Origin of the sequence: Halomonas sp. HMF6819 (assembly GCF_044335525.1) — a bacterium.
GTDB lineage: Bacteria > Pseudomonadota > Gammaproteobacteria > Pseudomonadales > Halomonadaceae > Vreelandella.
In genome coordinates this window covers 70977-89093 of sequence record NZ_JBIQVY010000009.1, presented here as the reverse complement: position 1 = coordinate 89093, position 18117 = coordinate 70977, and the positions used below count along the sequence as shown (strand labels likewise).

18 protein-coding genes are annotated in these 18117 nt (G+C 61.7%); 9 read left to right on the top strand and 9 right to left on the bottom strand.

All coding sequences use genetic code 11. The annotated features are described in order from the left end of the window. Positions 1–176 precede the first annotated feature (176 nt). Both ACGLWX_RS17835 and rlmM read left to right on the top strand, forming a co-directional pair. On the top strand, positions 177–368 hold the full coding sequence (locus ACGLWX_RS17835) for a hypothetical protein (RefSeq protein WP_252109769.1): 192 nt from the start codon (positions 177–179) through the stop codon (positions 366–368). Positions 369–584: 216 nt separating this feature from the next. Beyond that, positions 585–1652 carry a 23S rRNA (cytidine(2498)-2'-O)-methyltransferase RlmM gene (rlmM, locus tag ACGLWX_RS17830; protein WP_396241756.1) on the top strand — a complete coding sequence of 356 codons (1068 nt, stop codon included), beginning with the start codon at positions 585–587 and terminating at the stop codon, positions 1650–1652. 31 nt (positions 1653–1683) lie between these two features. Here the strand turns inward: rlmM and ACGLWX_RS17825 are convergent, their stop codons facing one another. Next, on the bottom strand, positions 1684–1971 hold the full coding sequence (locus tag ACGLWX_RS17825) for an antibiotic biosynthesis monooxygenase family protein (RefSeq protein ID WP_396241754.1): 288 nt from the start codon (positions 1969–1971) through the stop codon (positions 1684–1686). 26 nt (positions 1972–1997) lie between these two features. Here ACGLWX_RS17825 and tusA point away from each other — a divergent pair, with 26 nt between their 5' ends. After that, entirely contained in the window at positions 1998–2240 is a 243-nt protein-coding gene (gene tusA, locus ACGLWX_RS17820; RefSeq protein ID WP_252109766.1) for a sulfurtransferase TusA, read from the top strand. A gap of 21 nt (positions 2241–2261) precedes the next feature. Here the strand turns inward: tusA and ACGLWX_RS17815 are convergent, their stop codons facing one another. The 3 genes from ACGLWX_RS17815 to ACGLWX_RS17805 all read right to left on the bottom strand — a co-directional run bounded on the left by ACGLWX_RS17815 (position 2262) and on the right by ACGLWX_RS17805 (position 5528). Beyond that, positions 2262–2960, bottom strand: coding sequence for a hypothetical protein (locus ACGLWX_RS17815; protein WP_252109765.1), 699 nt, complete (start codon positions 2958–2960; stop codon positions 2262–2264). A gap of 113 nt (positions 2961–3073) precedes the next feature. Then, positions 3074–4102 (bottom strand): DUF3080 family protein, encoded by a 1029-nt coding sequence (locus tag ACGLWX_RS17810; RefSeq protein ID WP_396241752.1) that lies wholly within the window; start codon positions 4100–4102, stop codon positions 3074–3076. 4 nt (positions 4103–4106) lie between these two features. Beyond that, positions 4107–5528, bottom strand: coding sequence for an MATE family efflux transporter (locus tag ACGLWX_RS17805; RefSeq protein ID WP_396241750.1), 1422 nt, complete (start codon positions 5526–5528; stop codon positions 4107–4109). A gap of 139 nt (positions 5529–5667) precedes the next feature. Here ACGLWX_RS17805 and ACGLWX_RS17800 point away from each other — a divergent pair, with 139 nt between their 5' ends. Next, positions 5668–6273 (top strand): elongation factor P hydroxylase, encoded by a 606-nt coding sequence (locus tag ACGLWX_RS17800; RefSeq protein WP_396241748.1) that lies wholly within the window; start codon positions 5668–5670, stop codon positions 6271–6273. Here ACGLWX_RS17800 and ACGLWX_RS17795 read toward each other — a convergent pair. Beyond that, positions 6270–6752: a hypothetical protein gene (locus ACGLWX_RS17795; protein ID WP_252109761.1), complete on the bottom strand. Its 483-nt coding sequence runs from the start codon at positions 6750–6752 to the stop codon at positions 6270–6272. The two genes, ACGLWX_RS17800 and ACGLWX_RS17795, sit on opposite strands and share 4 nt — an antisense overlap. 1 nt (position 6753) lies before the next feature. Then, positions 6754–7614 carry a TatD family hydrolase gene (locus ACGLWX_RS17790; protein ID WP_396241746.1) on the bottom strand — a complete coding sequence of 287 codons (861 nt, stop codon included), beginning with the start codon at positions 7612–7614 and terminating at the stop codon, positions 6754–6756. Between the two features lie 181 nt (positions 7615–7795). On the opposite strand from ACGLWX_RS17790, the gene ACGLWX_RS17785 reads away from it, so the two are divergent. Continuing rightward, the gene (locus tag ACGLWX_RS17785; RefSeq protein ID WP_396241744.1) at positions 7796–9448 is read left to right on the top strand and encodes a fatty acid--CoA ligase; all 1653 of its coding nucleotides are present in this window, start codon (positions 7796–7798) and stop codon (positions 9446–9448) included. A 98-nt stretch (positions 9449–9546) separates the two neighbouring features. Beyond that, positions 9547–11463 (top strand): ATP-binding cassette domain-containing protein, encoded by a 1917-nt coding sequence (locus tag ACGLWX_RS17780; protein ID WP_396241741.1) that lies wholly within the window; start codon positions 9547–9549, stop codon positions 11461–11463. An 88-nt stretch (positions 11464–11551) separates the two neighbouring features. Here ACGLWX_RS17780 and ACGLWX_RS17775 read toward each other — a convergent pair whose 3' ends face one another. Then, positions 11552–12004: a universal stress protein gene (locus ACGLWX_RS17775; RefSeq protein ID WP_252109757.1), complete on the bottom strand. Its 453-nt coding sequence runs from the start codon at positions 12002–12004 to the stop codon at positions 11552–11554. 142 nt (positions 12005–12146) lie between these two features. On the opposite strand from ACGLWX_RS17775, the gene ACGLWX_RS17770 reads away from it, so the two are divergent. Next, positions 12147–12665 (top strand): preprotein translocase subunit YajC, encoded by a 519-nt coding sequence (locus ACGLWX_RS17770; RefSeq protein WP_396241739.1) that lies wholly within the window; start codon positions 12147–12149, stop codon positions 12663–12665. Here ACGLWX_RS17770 and slyA read toward each other — a convergent pair. Both slyA and ACGLWX_RS17760 read right to left on the bottom strand, forming a co-directional pair. Next, a complete protein-coding gene (gene slyA, locus ACGLWX_RS17765) occupies positions 12662–13114 on the bottom strand; it encodes a transcriptional regulator SlyA (RefSeq protein WP_396241737.1) in 453 nt (150 codons plus the stop codon). The two genes, ACGLWX_RS17770 and slyA, sit on opposite strands and share 4 nt — an antisense overlap. A 72-nt stretch (positions 13115–13186) precedes the next feature. Then, complete coding sequence (locus ACGLWX_RS17760) at positions 13187–14419, bottom strand: DUF5924 family protein (RefSeq protein WP_396241735.1); 1233 nt, start codon at positions 14417–14419, stop codon at positions 13187–13189. Positions 14420–14701: 282 nt separating this feature from the next. On the opposite strand from ACGLWX_RS17760, the gene fadB reads away from it, so the two are divergent. Both fadB and fadA read left to right on the top strand, forming a co-directional pair. Further along, entirely contained in the window at positions 14702–16873 is a 2172-nt protein-coding gene (gene fadB, locus ACGLWX_RS17755; RefSeq protein WP_396241733.1) for a fatty acid oxidation complex subunit alpha FadB, read from the top strand. Between the two features lie 24 nt (positions 16874–16897). Next, entirely contained in the window at positions 16898–18076 is a 1179-nt protein-coding gene (fadA, locus tag ACGLWX_RS17750) for an acetyl-CoA C-acyltransferase FadA (protein WP_396241731.1), read from the top strand. The last annotated feature ends 41 nt before the right edge of the window (positions 18077–18117 follow it).

Genomic DNA, 18117 nt, shown 5'->3' with positions numbered 1-18117 from the left:
TATCCCGAAAAATCCCCCGTCTCTCCGAGGCGGGGGATTTTTTTGTGCGTGGAAAAATACTCGCCCGAGAACTTGATTGCCCGATAGCTGGACTATGAAAAGCCGGCGGCTGTCATTCACTGAACAAAAACCGTATGATGGATAGGTCGTTTGATTCGGCAAAAGGAGCGTAAAAAATGAAAGGAGACACGATGAAAAAACTATTGATGGCCGCTTTGATCGCACTGATGGCTGGCGGACTGGCAGCTTGCGATAACGATCAGGGTCCGGCGGAAGAAGCGGGCGAGAATATCGATAACAGCATTGAAAACGCTGGCGAGAGCATCGAAGATGCGGGTGAAGATATAGAGGACGCCGCGGAGAATTGATACTCGTCGTCCGCTAAAAGAGAGCCGCCCCCAGGGGCGGCTTTCTTGTATCGGGACTATTGCCGGGGCTATTACCGGAACTATCGAAAGCGCGCCGTGGCAAATGATGTCGGCGGGGGCTTCTGGTAAATAAGCCGCTCGCGAGCCCGATAACGTGACCTGCGATGGTATGATGCGCCTCGAATTCAATACGATCGGCACAAAGTGGAGTCAACCGTGAGTGAAATAGCGCCCGCAACCTGGCTTGTGTACTGTCGCCCGGGCTTTGAACCCGATGCGTTGGCGGAGATGCAGCACCACGCCGCGTTGGCTTGCGTACCCTGCGTTCCCGCGCTGGGTGAGGGTTGGGTGAGCCTAACGCGAACCGACGACGAGCCGATCAACGCGCTGCATCGCGACGCGCGATTCGACAAACTCATCTTTGCGCGTCAGAGTCTGGCCGCGCTGGCTGCGCTTTCGCTTTCGAAGGAGGACCGGCTCACGCCGATTCTCGAGCAGATCAAATCAAGCCGCTGGAGCTTCGAGGAGATCTGGCACGAAACTCCGGATACCAACGATGGCAAGGCGCTGGCGGGGCTGATCAAGGCGTTGACCAAGCCGCTGGAGAGTTTATTGACCAAGCGCGGCGCGCTTAGGCGTAAGGCCGGCGGTCGGCGGCTGCACGTTTTCTGGACCGGCGGCGACCGGGTCCAGCTTGCCATCAGCTTTCCCGGCAATCGCAGCGAGCTCAAAAATGGCATTCGCCGGCTACGCTTTCCCTCGCGCGCGCCCAGCCGCTCGACGCTCAAGCTCGAAGAGGCGTGGCACGAGTTCGTCCCTCGCGAGGAGTGGAACACCCGGCTTGCCGAACACATGCAGGCGGCAGATCTGGGCGCTGCCCCTGGCGGCTGGACCTGGCAGCTCGTTCAACGCGGCATGTACATCTACGCGATCGATAATGGCCCGATGGACAAGGCGCTAATGAAAACCGGCCAGGTCGATCATTTGAAAGAGGACGGCTTCGTTTGGGCGCCGGACCAGCGGCTGGACTGGCTGGTGTGCGACATCGTTGATAAGCCCGTTCGCGTACTGACCATGGTGGAGCGCTGGCTGACGCGCCAATGGTGCCGCGAGGCGATCTTTAATTTGAAACTGCCGATGAAAAAACGTTGGGACGAAGTGACGCGCTGTTTGGCCACCCTGGAGGAGTCACTGAAAGAGGCAGGAGTCGGTGCCGAGATTCGCTGTCGCCACCTGTATCACGATCGTGAAGAGGTGACGGTTCACGTACGTTTGACTAACTAAACCTGCGACTCAGCGAGCGGGACGTCAATTATCAGAGGGCGGCTTCGAATACCTGTACGGTTTCGTCTTCGGTGAGAAGCGGCAAAATTTGCTCCATCGCTCTGGCTCTCGCCTCGCTTTGGTGCCACTCTTTCCAGGCGCGCAGGTCGCGCCACTTGGTGATCATGAGGCGACGATCCGGCTGGCCGATCTTGATCAGCGTTTCACCGCTAACGAAGCCGCTTACGCCGAGTGAGACACGCATCGCCTCGCGAGCCGCCTGTTCGTACTCCTGCTCGAGGCCGGGCATGATGCGCCGTTCGATGATAACTTTAACCATATGCCACTTCCTTACCGAGGCCCGAGATGACTGATACGACGCCCGCCAGTGACGCTACTCTGGATACTACCGGGCTTTACTGCCCCGAGCCCATTATGCTTATGCATAACAAGGTTCGTGACATGAGTGCCGGGCAGGTACTTGAAGTCGTAGCAACCGACCCGGCCACCACGCGCGATGTGCCGAAGTTCTGTCAGTTTCTGGGCCACGAACTGATGACCCAGCGTGAAAACGAAGGCGAATACCGCTACTTCATTCGCCTGGCGTAATCCATCGAGCGGCGCCTGACATTACTCGTCGTCGGGCACGACCATCATCGCCAGCGCTTCCAGTGTGGCCGGATCCTCTTCGAGAATACGATTGGCGATGTGGCGCTGGAAGAAGTAAATGGTTTGATAGCGGGTATGGGCGTCGAACAAGCACGCATCACCCAGGATGATCGGCGACATCTGCGCTTTCTCTTCATCGGCGAGCAGCGCCTCGACCGTCCCGTTGCTATAAAGACGCCAGCCGAACACAGGCTTCATGTGCCAGGGCGCATCTTCCTGGTTCATGCACAGCGCATGGGTGCCAAGGGTATCGGGAATTTGCTGAATCAGCGCCACATCCTTCGAGAATTCATACTCGAAGTAGTCGGCTGCCGCGACGAGTTCGGCGTGCTTGTGCTCCGGCGGCAGCTCGAAAATTTCTTCGGTTTCCGGGTCCCGATAGCCAACGAAATGGCCGTTTTCCTGGCTGTCGAGCTCGTTGCAGGCGCACAGCCCGTTCATCCAGGGCACCAGACCCACGACGTTGCCGTCGTCGCGCAAGCCCCACGCCAGTATCGGCAGGCCGTAATAGGTGTCGGGACTCGCAGCGAGCTGGTAAACCATCTCGAGTCCGTCGAGCTCGGGAGCTAGACGAATCACGCACTTTCGCGCCTGCTGACGTTGGCGCGCGGTTTCCAGGTCGATGACCTGGGCAGAGTGGGGTGAATGGGTTCGACCCATAGTGTCCCTCCTGGTGCTGCGTGGTCACGACGTTGATAGGCGCGAAACTGCCTACCGCGTATTTCAACCAATAGCACAGGTTGGGCGCCAGGTTAAGAGAACCTACCTAATTTTTAATCAACGCCCTGATCCAGCGCACAGACCGGGTACGCAGTGCGAAGCGCAAGGTGCTCCATTAGCGCGGCTTCAAAGCGTGGCCAAGGGGCGTTTATGGTCTCCAAAGAGAGCCACCGGCGCTGATAGTCGGCCACCGCCGTGGGGGCTTCCACCTCATGAGCATCGATCAAGGCGTTGACCGCGCCAAGCCAGCGCCGGGCGGCAAGTGCCATGTTTGCCAGCCCGTCGTTTTGCCAGGGTGGGAGGCATTGAGCGGCGGGCAGATTGGTTGTGGGTAGATTGTTCGTGGGCAGATGATTCGCGAGCAGCCGGTTGGCCTCCTCCAAACGCTTGGCCGCCAACAACAGCGTGCGCAGCACTTCGGCCGTCAGCGGGCGCGCCTGAAGGGCTTTAAGATGATGCTCGAGAGTGGCGGAGTCCGCCTGCCACTCGAGGCTGTAGGTGTTGAGGACCATCGTCTTGAGATAGCCAAGCGCGTCGAGCTCGCGGGCCATGTCTGGCAGCGCCGTCAATTCGAGCGGCTGGCTCGCGCGGGAGAAGTTCTTTTCCCACTCCTCGGAGTCGAACAGCGCATTAAAGCCCACGGCGGGCAGCTGCTCGGTCTTGAGTTCGGTCAGGTTTAAAAGTCTCGCTCGGTCGTTTTCACCCAGCCCTTCGGCGATATCACTTTGAGAGCAGCGCTCGAGACGTTGCCACAGCTCGCGCTCGTATAGCCAGTGTTGGCTGGGAGGGGCGACGCGCCCAAGCTGGTTGTTGCGCGCCGCGACTAGCGAGGTAATATCGCACTCGCGAAGCGCGTAGACGTTGAGCATGCTTTCGCGGATTTCCGGCACGTCGAGCAGCCGCTCGCGGCGGGCGGGAAAGGCGCCGATGTTGGAGGGCGCCTCGCGCGCGATCGGCGCGGCGTTAAGCGCATCTTCCAGCGTCCGGTGATACGCCTGCCAGGCCGGATCCTCGCCATTACCGCAGGCGCTCAGCAGCAGCGCTGAAACCAGTGTACCTATCATCGACAGGGGGCGTTTCATACGCTTACCTCAGGCTGATCCGTTTCAGGCGCCACCCAAGCAGCAGCGCCGCGGTGCTTAGCCCGGCGATCAGGCCGATCCAGTAGCCGTGAACGCCTAGCGGCCCGGTGAGGCCGCCGAGCCCTCGATTGCCTAACCAGTAGCCGCCGCCCAGGCCGACGATCCAGTAAGAGAGTACGGTGATCACCATGACGATCCGGGTGTCCTTATAGCCTCTGAGCGCGCCGGCCAGGTTCACCTGTAGCGAATCGGAGAGCTGAAAAACCACCGCCAGCGAGATGATTGAAAGCGTCAGCGCCTGAATCTCCGGGTTAGCGGTATAGAGCGCGATGACCGGCTTCGCGCTCAGCCATAAAAACGCGCTGTTGACCGCGGCGATAAGAATGCTCAGCGCGATGCCGTTCCAGGCGACGAGCCTTGCGTGCGCCGGGCGCCCCTGGCCGAGCGTGTTGCCCACTCGCACCGTCAGCGCCATGCTCAGCGACAGCGGCAGCATGAATAAAAGCGACGTATAGCTTAGCGCGATCTGATGGGCGCCCACGGTGACTTCACCGAGGCTTGCGATGAACAGCGCAATCAGAGTGAACAGCGTCACCTCGACGAAGATCGCCACGCCGATCGGCATACCGACGACGATCAGCTCGCGAATGCCGGCCCAGTACGGGCGATATAAGCGCTGCCAAAGCGAAATGCCCTGATAGTTACGGCTACGGCTTCGCGCCGTGTAGAAAACCATGGCCAGCGCCATCGACCACATGGAAAGGGCGGTGGCGATCCCACAGCCCAGCGCCCCAAGCGCGGGCAGCGTAACAAGCGGGGCGGGTAGCCAGGCGCCGAAAAGATCGGTCAGGCCGTCGCCGCCGTAGATCAGCACGTAATTGCTCGGCACGTTGATCAACAGCCCGATCAGGCTGATCCAGAGCGCCGGGCGCGTATGGTTCATGCCATCGGAAAACGCGCGCAGCGCCTGGAAAAGCGCGATGCCCGGCATGCCGAACGCGACCGCGCCCAGATACGCGCTCGCCTCGCGCGCCACGGCTTCGGGAACGTCCATGCGCTCGAACACGGGAAGCGTCGCGGTATGCAGTAACAAGGCGGCCACGATGCCAAGCACCAGCGCGACCCAAAGCGCTTGGTGAACCGCCCTGGGAATGTCCTCGGTGCGCTGGCCGCCCAGCAGATGCGCAACGATCGGCGTCACACCCATGAGCGTGCCGGTCATGAACAGCATCAACGGCGTCCAGAGGCTCGAGCCCACCGAGACGGCGGCAAGCGAGGTGGCGCCAAAGCGCCCGGTCATCATGGTATCGACCACGCCGATGGCGGCCTGGGCGAGCTGGGCGCCCACGATGGGCAGGGCCAGCGCGACCAACAGGCGAGTTTCGGGCCAGTAGAGGGATTTGATACGATGAACGGCGGCGCCCACGGTAAGGCTCCTCCACGTGAGGGAGTCGATGAAAGGGCGCAAGCGTAGCAAATTTCGCCGCCTGATGCCTGTAAACGGGGCTCGGCGGCCGCGTTTTCCCACCCCTTGTTTTCCACCCTTTTTTTGAAGTGATGCGATAGTGACCAAGACCCTCGAGCGCTGGACGCTGGCCGATATCACCGCGCTGTTTGATGGCGTATTCGCCTGCACCTACCACACCCGCTTGATCAAGGGCGGCGACGAGCCGCTTTACCTGCCGGCAACGAGCAAGACGCCGTATCACAAGGTCATTTTTGCGCGCGGCTTCTTCGCCAGTGCCCTGCATGAAATCAGCCACTGGTGCATCGCCGGCGCCAAACGTCGCGAACAGGAGGATTACGGCTACTGGTATTTGCCGGATGGGCGCGACGCCGACGAGCAAGCGGCCTTCGAGCGCGCCGAAATTGCCCCCCAAGCGCTGGAGTATCTCTTCACCCAGGCCTGCGGGCGCGCCTTCAACGTTAGCGTCGACAACCTGGGCGGGGCGGTCGAGGTCGACCGTGCCGCTTTTGAGGCGAACGTGCTCGAGCGTGCCGCGCGTTTCGAGCGCGAAGGGCTGCCGCTTCGCGCCCGGGCGTTTCGCCGGGCGCTATCACGCTTTTATCAGCAGGGGGATACGCTCGAGCAAGCCATTAATGCGGGCATTGAGGCGCTCGGCACCGCGGCACTCGGCACTGAGACGCTCGGTGCCCAAGCAGCTGACTAGTCGTCGCGCTCGCTCAAGCGCTGGTGCAGGGCGAGCATCACCTCGACTTCGTGCTCGGCGCGCATGGGCTCGAGGCCTCGGTCGCTGAAGGTGTCGCCGCGCAGACGGTGCCACTCGCCGCTCGATAGCCGATCGTAAAGCACGTGGGCGGGGGCAAGCTCGATGAAAGGGTCCAGCCCATAGGTATCGAACAGGCGAGCCAGCGCCGCTTCGTCCTCGCCGTTGTCGCTGGTGTAGAGCGTGGCGGAGAAGTGGTCGGTTTCGAGCTCGCGAATCACGTCCAGCGGGCTTACGCCCAAACTTTCGAGCTCTTCGATGCTGTAGGCGCCGGAGACGTTGGTATCCTCATCGATCCAACTGTCGTCGGGCTGAATCAGTGTCTGTTTGATGCGCCCATCCGGCAGCGACCAGGCGACTGCCAGCGGCAGGCCATCTTCCTCGCCGGTTTCGATGGCGATAAATCCGGGAATGTCGGCCACGTTAACTCTCCTTCAAGGCGCTATCGAGATTGAAAAAGCGCCGGGCGGTGCGGGTGGTTTCATGGATCAACGTCTCTTCCTCGACGCCGGCCCAGTGGGCGATCTCCCGACTGATCCAGGGCAGCAAAGCGGGCTCGTGGCGGCGGCCCTTGAGCTTGGTCGGCAAATTGCGCGGCAGCAGATAAGGGCAGTCGGTTTCGAGCATCAGCCGGTTGAGCGGAATGTCCTTACAAAGCGGGCGCAGGTGATGGCCGCGGCGCTCGTCGCAGATCCAGCCGGTCAGGCCAATATGCAAATCGAGATCCAGATAGCCGTAGAGCGTCTGCGCCTCGCCGGTGAAGCAGTGGATCACCGCTTTGGAAATATCGTCACGCCAGGCCTTGAGAATATCGCGCATGCGCGCACCGGCGTCGCGTTCGTGAAGAAACAGCGGCAAGCCGCTGTCGGCGGCAAGCCCGAGCTGCGCCTCGAACGCTTTCTCCTGCTCCGCCGGGGTGGAGAAGTTGCGATTGAAGTCGAGACCACACTCGCCGACCGCCACTACAGCAGGCTCTTTATGCAGCGCTGCCATTTGGCGGGCGAGCGCGTCACTCCAATGACTGGCGTCGTGGGGATGGACGCCGGCGGTGGCGTAAAGACCGGGAAAGCGCTCGGCCATTGCCACGGCCTGTTCGGCGTGGGCGAGATCGGTGCCGGTCACGATCATCGTTGTCACGTTGGCTGCCTGGGCGCGCTCAATCACCGCGTTCAGATCGCGCTCGAAGCTTTCGTGGGTCAGGTTGGCACCGATATCCACCAGCGCCTCGCGCGGGCGAAAACACAGCGCCTCGGGTAAAAAGGATGACGTGTCGGTTGTGGTCAAACCCGGCTCCTGCAGGTGGGCGCCTTATCGGCGGAATCGAATCGCGCCATTGTAACGGGTGAGGGGGACGCCCGGCTAATACCAAAGCAGCAGGATGAACCGATTGCACCAGATAAACGGGCAGTGAACACTATTGAGGATCAAACAGCCGTTTAACACGCCAATAAAAAGCGAGCCGCCCATGCCCAGCGTCACTCCCAAAATTCTGCCCGCCACCGCCTCGGCGACTAACCCGCCGCTGTTGATTCGGGACCTTCTTACCGCCGGAGTTCGCGTTGCCGGCGACAACCCGATCGTCTACCGCGATCACTGCCGCCACGACTATCGCCGCTTCGAGGAGCGCGTGCATCAGCTTGCGCAGATGCTGACCGCCCAAGGCGTCGAGGCCGGCGACGTGGTGGCGGTGCTCGATTGGGACAGCCACCGCTATCTGGAGTGCTTTTTTGCCATTCCCATGATCGGCGCGGTGCTGCATACCGTGAACGTGCGCCTGGCGCCGGAGCAGATTCTCTACACCATGGAGCACGCCGAGGACGTTTTCGTGCTGACCCACGAGGACTTTTTGCCGCTGCTCGAACCACTGGCTCCAAAGCTAGACCGGGTACGCGGCTACGTGCTCTGCCAGGAGACGCCGCAAGCGGTAAATACGCCACTCAACGTCGTTGGCGAGTACGAGGCGCTGCTCGGCGAGCAGCTAGATCAATACGACTTTCCCACCTTCGATGAAAATGCGGTGGCCACGCTTTTCTATACGACCGGTACGACCGGCAACCCGAAAGGGGTGTTCTTCACTCATCGTCAGCTCGTGCTGCACACGCTCAATGAGGCGAGCCTTTTTCAGGCCGCCGGCGTAGAGCTTTTGAGCCGCGACAAGGTGTACATGCCGATCACGCCGATGTTTCACGTTCACGCCTGGGGCGTGCCCTATACGGCCACGCTTTTGGGTGCCACCCAGGTATATCCCGGCCGTTACGACGCCGAGATGCTGGTCAAGCTGCTGGTCGAGGAAAAGGTCGACTTCTCCCACTGCGTGCCGACACTGCTCAACATGGTGCTCACCACTGAAGCGGTCGCCTCTAATCGGGTGGATCTGACCGGCTGGAGAGTGCTGATAGGTGGCAGCGCCCTGACCGAAAGCCTGGCCAAGCGTGCCTGGGCGCTGGGCATCGACACCCGAAGTGCCTACGGCATGTCCGAGACCTGCCCACTGTTGACCGTCGACATTTTGCCGCGCCACGTCGAAGAGGCACCGTTCGACAGTCAGCTTGGCTGGCGCTGCAAGGCCGGTCTGCCCACGCCGCTGGTCGAGATCGACGTGGTCGACCCCAGCGGCCAGGTACAGCCTCGGGACGGCCAAAGCGTTGGCGAGGTACGCGTTCGCGCGCCCTGGCTCACCCAGGCCTACTTCAAGGAGGAGGCGCGCAGCGAAGAGCTCTGGCGCGACGGCTGGCTTTACACCGGCGACGTGGGCTCGATCGACGAGGCGGGGTTTTTGACCATCAGCGACCGCATCAAGGACGTGATCAAGACCGGCGGCGAGTGGCTTTCGTCGCTCGAGCTCGAAAGCCTTTTGAGTCAGCACCCGGAAGTCGCCGAAGTGGCGGTGGTCGGCGTTGCCGACGATAAGTGGGGCGAGCGGCCGATTGCCTGGGTGGTCCCCCAAAACCTGAACGAACCACCTTCGTTTGAAGCGCTGATTTCCTTCATGGAGCGTTTCGTCGAGCAGGGCAAGCTCAACCGCTGGGGCGTGCCGAAGGACATTCGCATCGTCGACGAGATTCCCAAGACCAGCGTCGGCAAACTGGATAAGAAGCGTATCCGAAGCGGGCTCTGAGGCGTCGGCGCCGGTTGGGTCGGGCAGCGGTGATTCGATTTCACCGTTCCCCCGGGCCATGCGTTACACTGTGCGCCTGACGACATGGAGGATACCGCGTGACCCTGTTACGACTTGAGCAGTTACAACTGGCCTACGGCACACAGACCCTGCTGGACCGCGCGGAGCTTACGGTAGAGAAGGGCGAGCGGCTGGCGCTGGTGGGTCGCAACGGCACCGGTAAGTCGACGCTTTTGAAACTGGTGGCCGGCGATATCCAGGCCGACGACGGCACCGTCTGGCGCGCGCCGGGCCTGAAGGTCGGCGTGCTCGCCCAAGAGCTGCCGGAGTCCTCCGGCATGACGATCTTCGACGTGGTGGCCATGGGCCTGCCGGAAGCCGGCGAGCTTTTGTCCGAGTACCACCAGCTGATCAACGCCGCCGACCCGAACATGAACCGGATGGCGGCGCTTCAAACGCGCATCGAGGCAATCGACGGCTGGTCCTTTCACCAGCGCATCGACGTCGTGCTTACCCGGTTGGGGCTGCCGCCGGAAGCGGAGATGAACGCGCTCTCCGGCGGCTGGCGTCGCCGCGTGGCGCTGGCTCGCGCGCTGGTCTCCGAGCCCGATCTTCTCCTGCTCGACGAGCCCACCAACCATCTGGATCTCGACACCATTGCCTGGCTCGAGGAGCAACTTCTCGCCTTCAACGGCGCCGTGCTGCTGATTACCCACGACCGGGCGTTTTTGTCGAAACTTGCGACCAACATTCTCGAGCTCGACCGGGGCAAGCTCGGCCGCTATCCCGGCAAGTACGAGGAGTACCAGGCGCGCAAGCAGCACGAGCTCGAGGTAGAGGCACGCGAAAACGCCGAGTTCGACAAGAAGCTTGCTCAGGAAGAGACCTGGATTCGCCAAGGCATCAAGGCGCGGCGTACCCGTAACGAGGGCCGCGTGCGTGCGCTGGAAGCGATGCGCGCCGAGCGTAGTCAGCGCCGTGAGCGCCAGGGCAGCGCGAATTTGACCGTGGACAGCGGCGAGCGCACCGGCAAGCGAGTGGTCGAGCTCAAGGGTGTTAGCCAGCGCTTTGGCGACGAGGTTATCCTCGATAACGTCAACCTCGAGATCATGCGCGGCGACCGCATCGGCTTTTTGGGCCGCAACGGCGCGGGCAAGACTACGCTTCTGAAGATCCTGCTCGGCGAACTCGAACCCACCGAAGGCAGCGTCCAGCTTGGCACCAATCTGAAGGTCGCTTACTTCGATCAGCTGCGCGCGGGCCTGGAGCTTGAGAAAACCGTTTACGACAACGTCGCCCAGGGCAGCGACCGAGTCAGCGTTGGCGGGCGCGACCGTCACGTCATGAGCTACCTGCAGGATTTCCTGTTCACCCCGGACCGGGTACGCCAGCCAGTGAAGGCGCTTTCCGGCGGCGAGTCCAACCGGCTGCTGCTGGCCAAACTCTTCACCCAGCCGGCGAACGTGCTGGTGCTCGATGAGCCGACCAACGACCTGGACATGGAAACCCTCGAGCTTTTGGAGGAGCTGCTGCTCGATTTCGACGGCACGCTGTTGCTGGTTTCCCACGACAGAACCTTTATGGATCACGTGGTGACCAGCATGCTGGCGTTCGAAGGCGAGGGTGCAGTGCGCGAGTACGTGGGCGGCTACAGCGACTGGATTCGCCAGGGCGGGAAGCTGCCACCGGCGCCCTGGGAGGGCGCAGCGCGCCAGAACACCGAGCCGACCGGCAAGGTTGAAGCGAAAAGTGCCGAGAAGCCCAAAAGCGCCCCGGCGAAAAAGTCGGCCAAGCTCTCCTACAATCTGCGCCGCGAGCTGGAGGCGTTGCCCGCCGAGATCGAAGCCCTGGAAGCCGAGGTAGCGGCGCTTGAGAAGGTGATCGGCGAGCCAACGTTCTATCAAAAGCCTGCCACCGAGGTGACGGCCAAGCTGAACGAGCTGCAGGGCGTACAGGATCGCCTTGAGGTAGCGATGGAGCGCTGGATGGAGCTCGAGGCGATGGCGGGCGAGTAGACAGGCCGGCTGGATTTGGCAGGATGTGGAATAGTTTGAAAGACAAAAGGCGCCCCGCGGGGCGCCTTGCGCTAGCAGTGGCGCGACATCATTCGTCGGTCTGCTCGCCTTTTTGGCCCACGCGCACCGCCAGTACGTCGCAGGGCGCGCCGTGGAGAACGCCGGTCGAGGTGGAGCCCAACAGCAGCGCGAAGCCGTGGCGGCCGTGGGAGCCCACCACGATCAAGTCCACGCTGTGATCGTTGGCGAAACGATGGATTTCGGTATCCGGCATGCCGACCACCACGTGCTGGTCTTCGGGCTTGACGTGGGGCGTGGCGATCTCCGACAGACGCTTTTTGGCGTGGTCATCCAGCTGATCCTGAATGCTGGTCAAATCCATCGGAATGTCGCCGCCGTAGGCGAAACCGAGCGGCTCCAGGGTGTGCATGATCGAAATTTTGGCGTGCTCGTTTCGCTGCGAGACGGCGATCGCGCGCTCGAGCACCCGGTGGGAGTCCTTGGTCAGATCAACCGCGACCAGAATATGGTGATAGCTCATGGCCCATCTCCTTCGCAATAAGCAACAAAGAGCACCTTTGTCGGGTAATGTTTACTTTAAGCGCAACGCCTGGGGTTCACAACGGCCCAAACGCGGGTTTTTTTAACGCAAGTATCGATCGGTTGAAAGAGGGGCGTCGTAAATGGAATGGTTGATCGTGCTGGGCGTCGTGCTGTTCGTGGCCGCGCCGGTCATGTGGCTCAAACCCAACCCGCGCCAAACGCGGCAGAACGCGCTGCGAAGCTTTGCGCGCAAGGAAGGGGTAGAAGTGAAACTGGCCGCGCCGCCGCTGCATAACTTCAAGGGCTTCATGCCGGGCTACCGTTTTGCCTACGCGCAGAAAGCACCTGGTCCGAATTTCGTACTGGTGCGCGACGCCCACGCAAGCGAGGCGCTGGAACACTTTCACGCCGGCTGGCGCTGGCGCATCGCGCCGCTCAGGCCGCTTCCAACGGCGGCCGACGCTTCGCTGAAGGCGCTTTTGGAGCGCCTGCCAACGGATGCGCTGGTAATCGAGTCCAGCGCCCAGGCGATGACGCTATGGTGGTGGGAGTCACAGGGGCCTGAGCGCTTTACGCTCTACCTGGAGACCTTTCGCGAGCTCACTCTAACGCTCGCAGGCCAGGCCGATCATCTGGCGCTGAGCGCTTCTTCGCGCTAGGCGGTGGGGCCCTGCTGATCGCGGGACTGGATAGCGAGGCCGTTGGACTCGATGATGCCCAGCCACTCGTCGAGCTTATCGAGCTGCTCGTCGCTCAAGCCTGCGAACATCTCCTCGCGCGCCTGACTTGCCACATTGTCGATTTTTTCGAGCAGCGGTGTCGCCTTGGGCGTCAAAAAAATGCGTTTACTGCGCCGGTCGTTGTCGCAGGCGCGACGCTCGATCAGACCCTGCTCCTCGAGCTGGCCTAGCGTTCGCACCAGTGACGGTGCCTCGACGCCGATCACCTTGGCCAGATCGCACTGCGGGTGGCCTTCGCCCAGGCGCCACAAGTGGTAAAGAGTAACCCAGCGGGTTTGCGTAAGCCCCAGTGGCGCCAGCCTTCGATCCAGAATGGAGCGCCACAGGTGCGGTAAACGGGCAAGTCGAAAACCTATCGTTGAAGCCATGAGTCACGATCCGTGAGGGTGTTAAGCGAATTGTCATAACCTCGGGCGCTGATTGCAAGCGCCCGCCGGATATTAGCGGGGCTCGCTGGAGGCGCTTTCAACGCTCTCGTCCGTTTCGACGCCTTCCTCGCTGTCACTCGCTTGTTCATTTTCACCACTTTCCTCACTCGCCTCGCTTTCGCCACGCCCGGCAACGAACCGCCCCATGTGTAGCCGGCTCATTCCACTGGCGCGAATGCGGCCATCGGCGACGCTGGCCTCGTTGGAATCGTCCGCCACAACGAAGCGAATCAACCCCAGCCGCTGGCCGCCGGCGGTCATGATATCGACCCGCCAGTTGCCGGTCGGGTCTTGGGGGAAGTTGTTCTTGTGACTCCAGGCGCGGTAGCCCTGCTCGCGCCCTCCGCTGATGTCGAGCTCTACCGTATCCAGTTCCTGGCTGTTGTGGTGCCAAACGTGTTGCACGGTTTCGCTCAATCCACGCGGGGCGCGAATGGCGGTATAGACATAGAGCCCGCGGCTTGCCAGCGCCTCTGGCGTCAGCGTCATCTCACCCAGCGGCGTTCGGTTGGCGGTATCGAATTCCGGCGAAAGCGCGCTTCCCGTCATCCAGAGCGTGGCCGGCGGTACCCACACCCGCGCGACCCAGCCTGCGAGCGCAAGGCCTACCAGTAACAAAAGAAACAGGCACAGGCGCGTAAGCGTTCGCGCCTTGACCAGATGCCAAAAGCTTGGCAGCGCAATCAGCACGGTCAAGCCGAGTGCCAGCGCAAGGCTCTGCCCGGTGGTCAGGTGCACCATGATTGGCAAAATCACCAGCAGCACGAGAAAAACGCACTGGGCGTGAAATAGAAAGTAGAGGCTTCGCGAGCGCCCGGCCAGCTTGTAGTAGAGCGGGTCGATGATCGACAGGATCGCCATCGCCACGACCAGTAGCGCAAAGATGAGCTGCCCGCTGTTCCATACCGTGGTGATCAAAATGAAGGGCAGGGTAAAAAAGAGCGTTTCCTGGTGGATCATCTGGGCGATGAACGTGGTGACCATGCGCGGCAGGCCCTCCTGGCCGCGCTTTCGCAGAATGCGCGATAAAAGGCTTTCGGAGAGCATGAGCCCCCAGGCCAGCAGCAGCCCCAGCGCCAGCGCTGCCCCCAGCCATTGCTGACGGTCCACCAAAAAGAAACTGCCGAGCCCGGCAGCGAAGGCGACAGGGGGCCATAAAAAGGCCCAGGGCTTGACCCGCACAACGATGCGTTCGGCAAGTGACTGCCATCGGGCGATGCGGTTAGGCGTCAGAAAAGTACCCATGGCGATTCACTCGTTGAGAAAACGCCTATAATCCCAGGGATTGCAACGAAAGTCGATAGAGCCTTGCCAGGCCTTGAACGGCAAGGGCTGCATCTTCTAACGTAGCGTTTTGCGGGCGTATCGCCCGCTCGAGGCGTTGTCAAAGGCTTGACCTTGACAATCAACTCGACCAAGCTTGAGCGATCAAACGACCGTATGAAAATTGCGGCAGGCCCGCGGTTGGCCCCCGCCCGATTTGTAGAGCTCGTATCTGTAAAGCCCGTACCAGTGGAGACAGCGCGGATGATCTATCAAGGCAACGCCATCACGGTGGAGCGTCGTGACACCCAAGGTGGCAACAGCATCGCAACGCTCACTTTCGATTTGAAGGATGAGTCCATCAACAAGCTTTCCAGCGCCGTGGTGCAGGAGCTCGGTGAAGCGGTCAGCGCGATCGAAGGTGAGCGCGATCTCAAGGGCCTTCTGATCAAAAGCGCCAAGGATGTCTTCATCGTCGGCGCCGACATCACCGAGTTTCATTCGCTGTTCGACAAGGGCGAAGAATATCTCGAGCAGATGAACCTCAAGGTCCACGATATCTTCAACGCCATCGAGGATCTACCGTTTCCCACCGTGGCTGCGGTCAACGGGCTGGCACTCGGCGGCGGCTGCGAAGTGCTCTTAACCTGCGATTTTCGCGTCATGAGCGAGAAGGGCAAGATGGGCCTGCCGGAAACCAAACTGGGTATCCTCCCGGGCTGGGGCGGCTGCGTGCGCCTGCCGCGCATCATTGGCGCCGACAACGCCATCGAGTGGATCGCCGGCGGTAGCGAAAATCGCCCGGCAGAGGCGCTCAAGATGGGCGCGGTCGACGCCGTGGTCCCCCACGACCAGCTCGAGGCCGCCGCGCTCGATACGCTCGACCGCGCCAACGCCGGCGAGCTCGACTACCAGAACCGCCGCGCCGAGAAAAAGGCACCTTTGAAGCTCAATGCCATCGAGCAGATGATGGCCTTCGAGACCGCCAAGGGGTATGTGGCCGGTAAGGCGGGCCCGCACTATCCGGCGCCGATCGAGGCGATCAAGGTCATCCAGAAAGGCGCCGGCGAGGAGCGCGAGCGCGCTCAGGCGATCGAAGCCAAGGCGTTTGCCAAACTCGCCATGACCAGCGTGGCGTTCAACCTCGTCGGACTCTTCTTAAACGACCAGGTCGTCAAGAAGAAGGCCGGCAAGTACGAAAAGCAGGCCCGCCCGGTCAAGCAGACTGCGGTGCTGGGCGCCGGCATCATGGGCGGCGGTATCGCCTACCAGAGCGCCTCCAAGGGCACGCCGATCATCATGAAGGACATCAAACCGGAGGCGATCGAGCTGGGTTTGAAGGAGGCGCGCAAGCTTTTTGGCAAGCAGGTCGAGCGCAAAAAACTCAAGCCTGACGAGATGGCCGAGAAGCTCACCAACATTCGCCCCACGCTCTCCTATGGTGATTTCGAAAACGTCGATCTGGTCGTCGAAGCGGTGGTCGAGAACCCGAAGGTGAAAGAGGGCGTGCTGGCCGAGGTCGAGAAGAACGTCGGCGAGGAGACCATCCTCACGTCCAATACCTCGACGATTTCGATCAACCGGCTGGCGAAGAATCTGGCACGCCCGCAAAACTTCTGCGGCATGCACTTCTTCAACCCGGTGCACCGCATGCCGCTGGTGGAAGTCATCCGCGGCGAGAAGACCTCCGACGAAGCGGTGGCAGCGACCGTCGCCTACGCCCGCGCCATGGGCAAGACGCCGATCGTGGTCAACGATTGCCCCGGCTTTTTGGTCAACCGCGTGCTGTTTCCCTACTTCGGCGGCTTCAGCTTTCTGGTCGAGCAAGGCGCCGACTTCCAGCACGTCGACAAGGTGATGGAGAAGTTCGGTTGGCCGATGGGCCCGGCGTATTTGCTCGACGTGGTCGGCATGGACACCGCGGTGCACGCCAACGAAGTGATGGCCGAAGGCTTCCCGGACCGCATGGCCCGCGACAGCAAGACCGCCATTCAGGTGATGTATGAAAACGACCGCCTGGGTCAGAAGAATGACAAGGGCTTCTACGCCTACGAGGAAGACAAGAAGGGCAAGCCCAAAAAGGTCTCTGACGATCAGGCCTACGCGCTCATCAAGGACGTTGCCGGCGAGCAGAAAGAGTTCTCGGACGAGGACATCATCGCGCGGATGATGACGCCGCTGTGTCTGGAGACCGTGCGCTGCCTGGAAGACGGCATCGTCGATACCCCCGCCGAGGCCGATATGGCGCTGATCTACGGTATCGGCTTTCCTCCCTTCCGGGGCGGGGCGCTGCGCTACATCGATGCCATGGGCGTGGACACCTTCGTGGCCCAGGCCGAAAAGCTTGCCGAGGAGCTAGGCCCGCTCTACGCGCCGACCGAGAAGCTCAAGCAGATGGCGCAAAACGGCGAGCGTTTCTATCAGGACCAGGCCTAAGTCACCGCGAACAGGAGAAATATGATGAGTTTGAATCCAAGGGATATCGTGGTGGTCGACGGGGTTCGTACCGCCATGGCCAAGGCCAAGAACGGCGCGTTTCGCAACGTGCGCGCCGAAAACCTGTCGGCGGCGGTGATGCAGGCGCTGTTTGATCGTAACGCCAGTCTGGACCCGGCCGAGGTCGACGACGTGATCTGGGGCTGTGTGAACCAGACCCTCGAGCAGTCGATGAACATCGCCCGCAACGCGGCGATCATGACCGGCATTCCGCGCACCGTGCCGGCCCAAACCGTGAACCGGCTGTGCGGCTCTTCGATGACCGCGCTGCATATCGCCGCGGCCAACATCAAGGCGGGCATGGGCGACATGTACGTCATTGGCGGCGTTGAGCACATGGAGCACGTGCCCATGGCCCACGGTGTCGACGTCAACCCGGCGGCGAGCAAGTACGCCGCCAAGGCCGCCATGATGATGGGTCTGACCGCCGAGCTTCTGGGCAAGATGCACGGCGTTACTCGCGAGGAGCAGGACAAGTTCGGCGTACGCTCGCACCAGCGCGCCAAGGCCGCCAATGAGAAGGGCTACTTCGACAACGAGATCATCGGCGTCGAAGGCCACGACAGCAATGGTTTCCGGGTCAACGTCAAGCACGACGAAGTCGTGCGCGGCGATGCAAGCCTTGAGTCCATGGCCGAGCTCAAGCCGGTGTTCGATCCGCGTAACGGCACCGTCACCGCCGGTACCTCCTCGGCGCTCTCCGTGGGCGCCTCGGCGATGGCGATCATGAGCTATGAGCGCGCCCAGGCCCTGGGGCTCGAGCCGATCGCCCGGGTACTTTCCACCGGCGTTGCCGGTTGTGACGCCTCCATCATGGGCTACGGCCCGGTGCCGGCATCGAAAAAGGCACTCAAGGCTGCGGGGCTTTCCGCCAAGGACATCGAAACCGTCGAGCTCAACGAGGCCTTCGCCGCCCAGGGCATTCCGGTATTGAAGGACCTCGGCTTTCTGGACGACCTCGATCAGAAGGTCAACCTGCACGGCGGCGCCATCGCGCTTGGCCATCCGCTGGGCTGCTCCGGCTCGCGCATCTGCACCACGCTTTTGAACGTGATGCGCCAGCAAGACACCACGCTTGGCTTGGCCACGATGTGTATCGGCATGGGGCAGGGCGTGGCCACGGTGTTCGAGCGGCTGAAATAGGCCTCAAAGACGTCCCGCGAGCTTAAAAGACGAAACGGCAC

Excerpts from the sequence above, each read along its gene's own strand:
- fadA (WP_396241731.1), top strand. The coding sequence starts at position 16,898 with ATGAGTTTGAATCCAAGGGATATCGTGGTGGTCGACGGGGTTCGTACC.
- ACGLWX_RS17785 (WP_396241744.1), top strand. The coding sequence starts at position 7,796 with ATGCCCAGCGTCACTCCCAAAATTCTGCCCGCCACCGCCTCGGCGACT.
- ACGLWX_RS17810 (WP_396241752.1), bottom strand. The coding sequence starts at position 4,102 with ATGAAACGCCCCCTGTCGATGATAGGTACACTGGTTTCAGCGCTGCTG.
- ACGLWX_RS17835 (WP_252109769.1), top strand. The coding sequence starts at position 177 with ATGAAAGGAGACACGATGAAAAAACTATTGATGGCCGCTTTGATCGCA.
- ACGLWX_RS17815 (WP_252109765.1), bottom strand. The coding sequence starts at position 2,960 with ATGGGTCGAACCCATTCACCCCACTCTGCCCAGGTCATCGACCTGGAA.
- ACGLWX_RS17760 (WP_396241735.1), bottom strand. The coding sequence starts at position 14,419 with ATGGGTACTTTTCTGACGCCTAACCGCATCGCCCGATGGCAGTCACTT.
- ACGLWX_RS17770 (WP_396241739.1), top strand. The coding sequence starts at position 12,147 with ATGGAATGGTTGATCGTGCTGGGCGTCGTGCTGTTCGTGGCCGCGCCG.
- fadB (WP_396241733.1), top strand. The coding sequence starts at position 14,702 with ATGATCTATCAAGGCAACGCCATCACGGTGGAGCGTCGTGACACCCAA.
- ACGLWX_RS17775 (WP_252109757.1), bottom strand. The coding sequence starts at position 12,004 with ATGAGCTATCACCATATTCTGGTCGCGGTTGATCTGACCAAGGACTCC.
- tusA (WP_252109766.1), top strand. The coding sequence starts at position 1,998 with ATGACTGATACGACGCCCGCCAGTGACGCTACTCTGGATACTACCGGG.
- ACGLWX_RS17825 (WP_396241754.1), bottom strand. The coding sequence starts at position 1,971 with ATGGTTAAAGTTATCATCGAACGGCGCATCATGCCCGGCCTCGAGCAG.
- slyA (WP_396241737.1), bottom strand. The coding sequence starts at position 13,114 with ATGGCTTCAACGATAGGTTTTCGACTTGCCCGTTTACCGCACCTGTGG.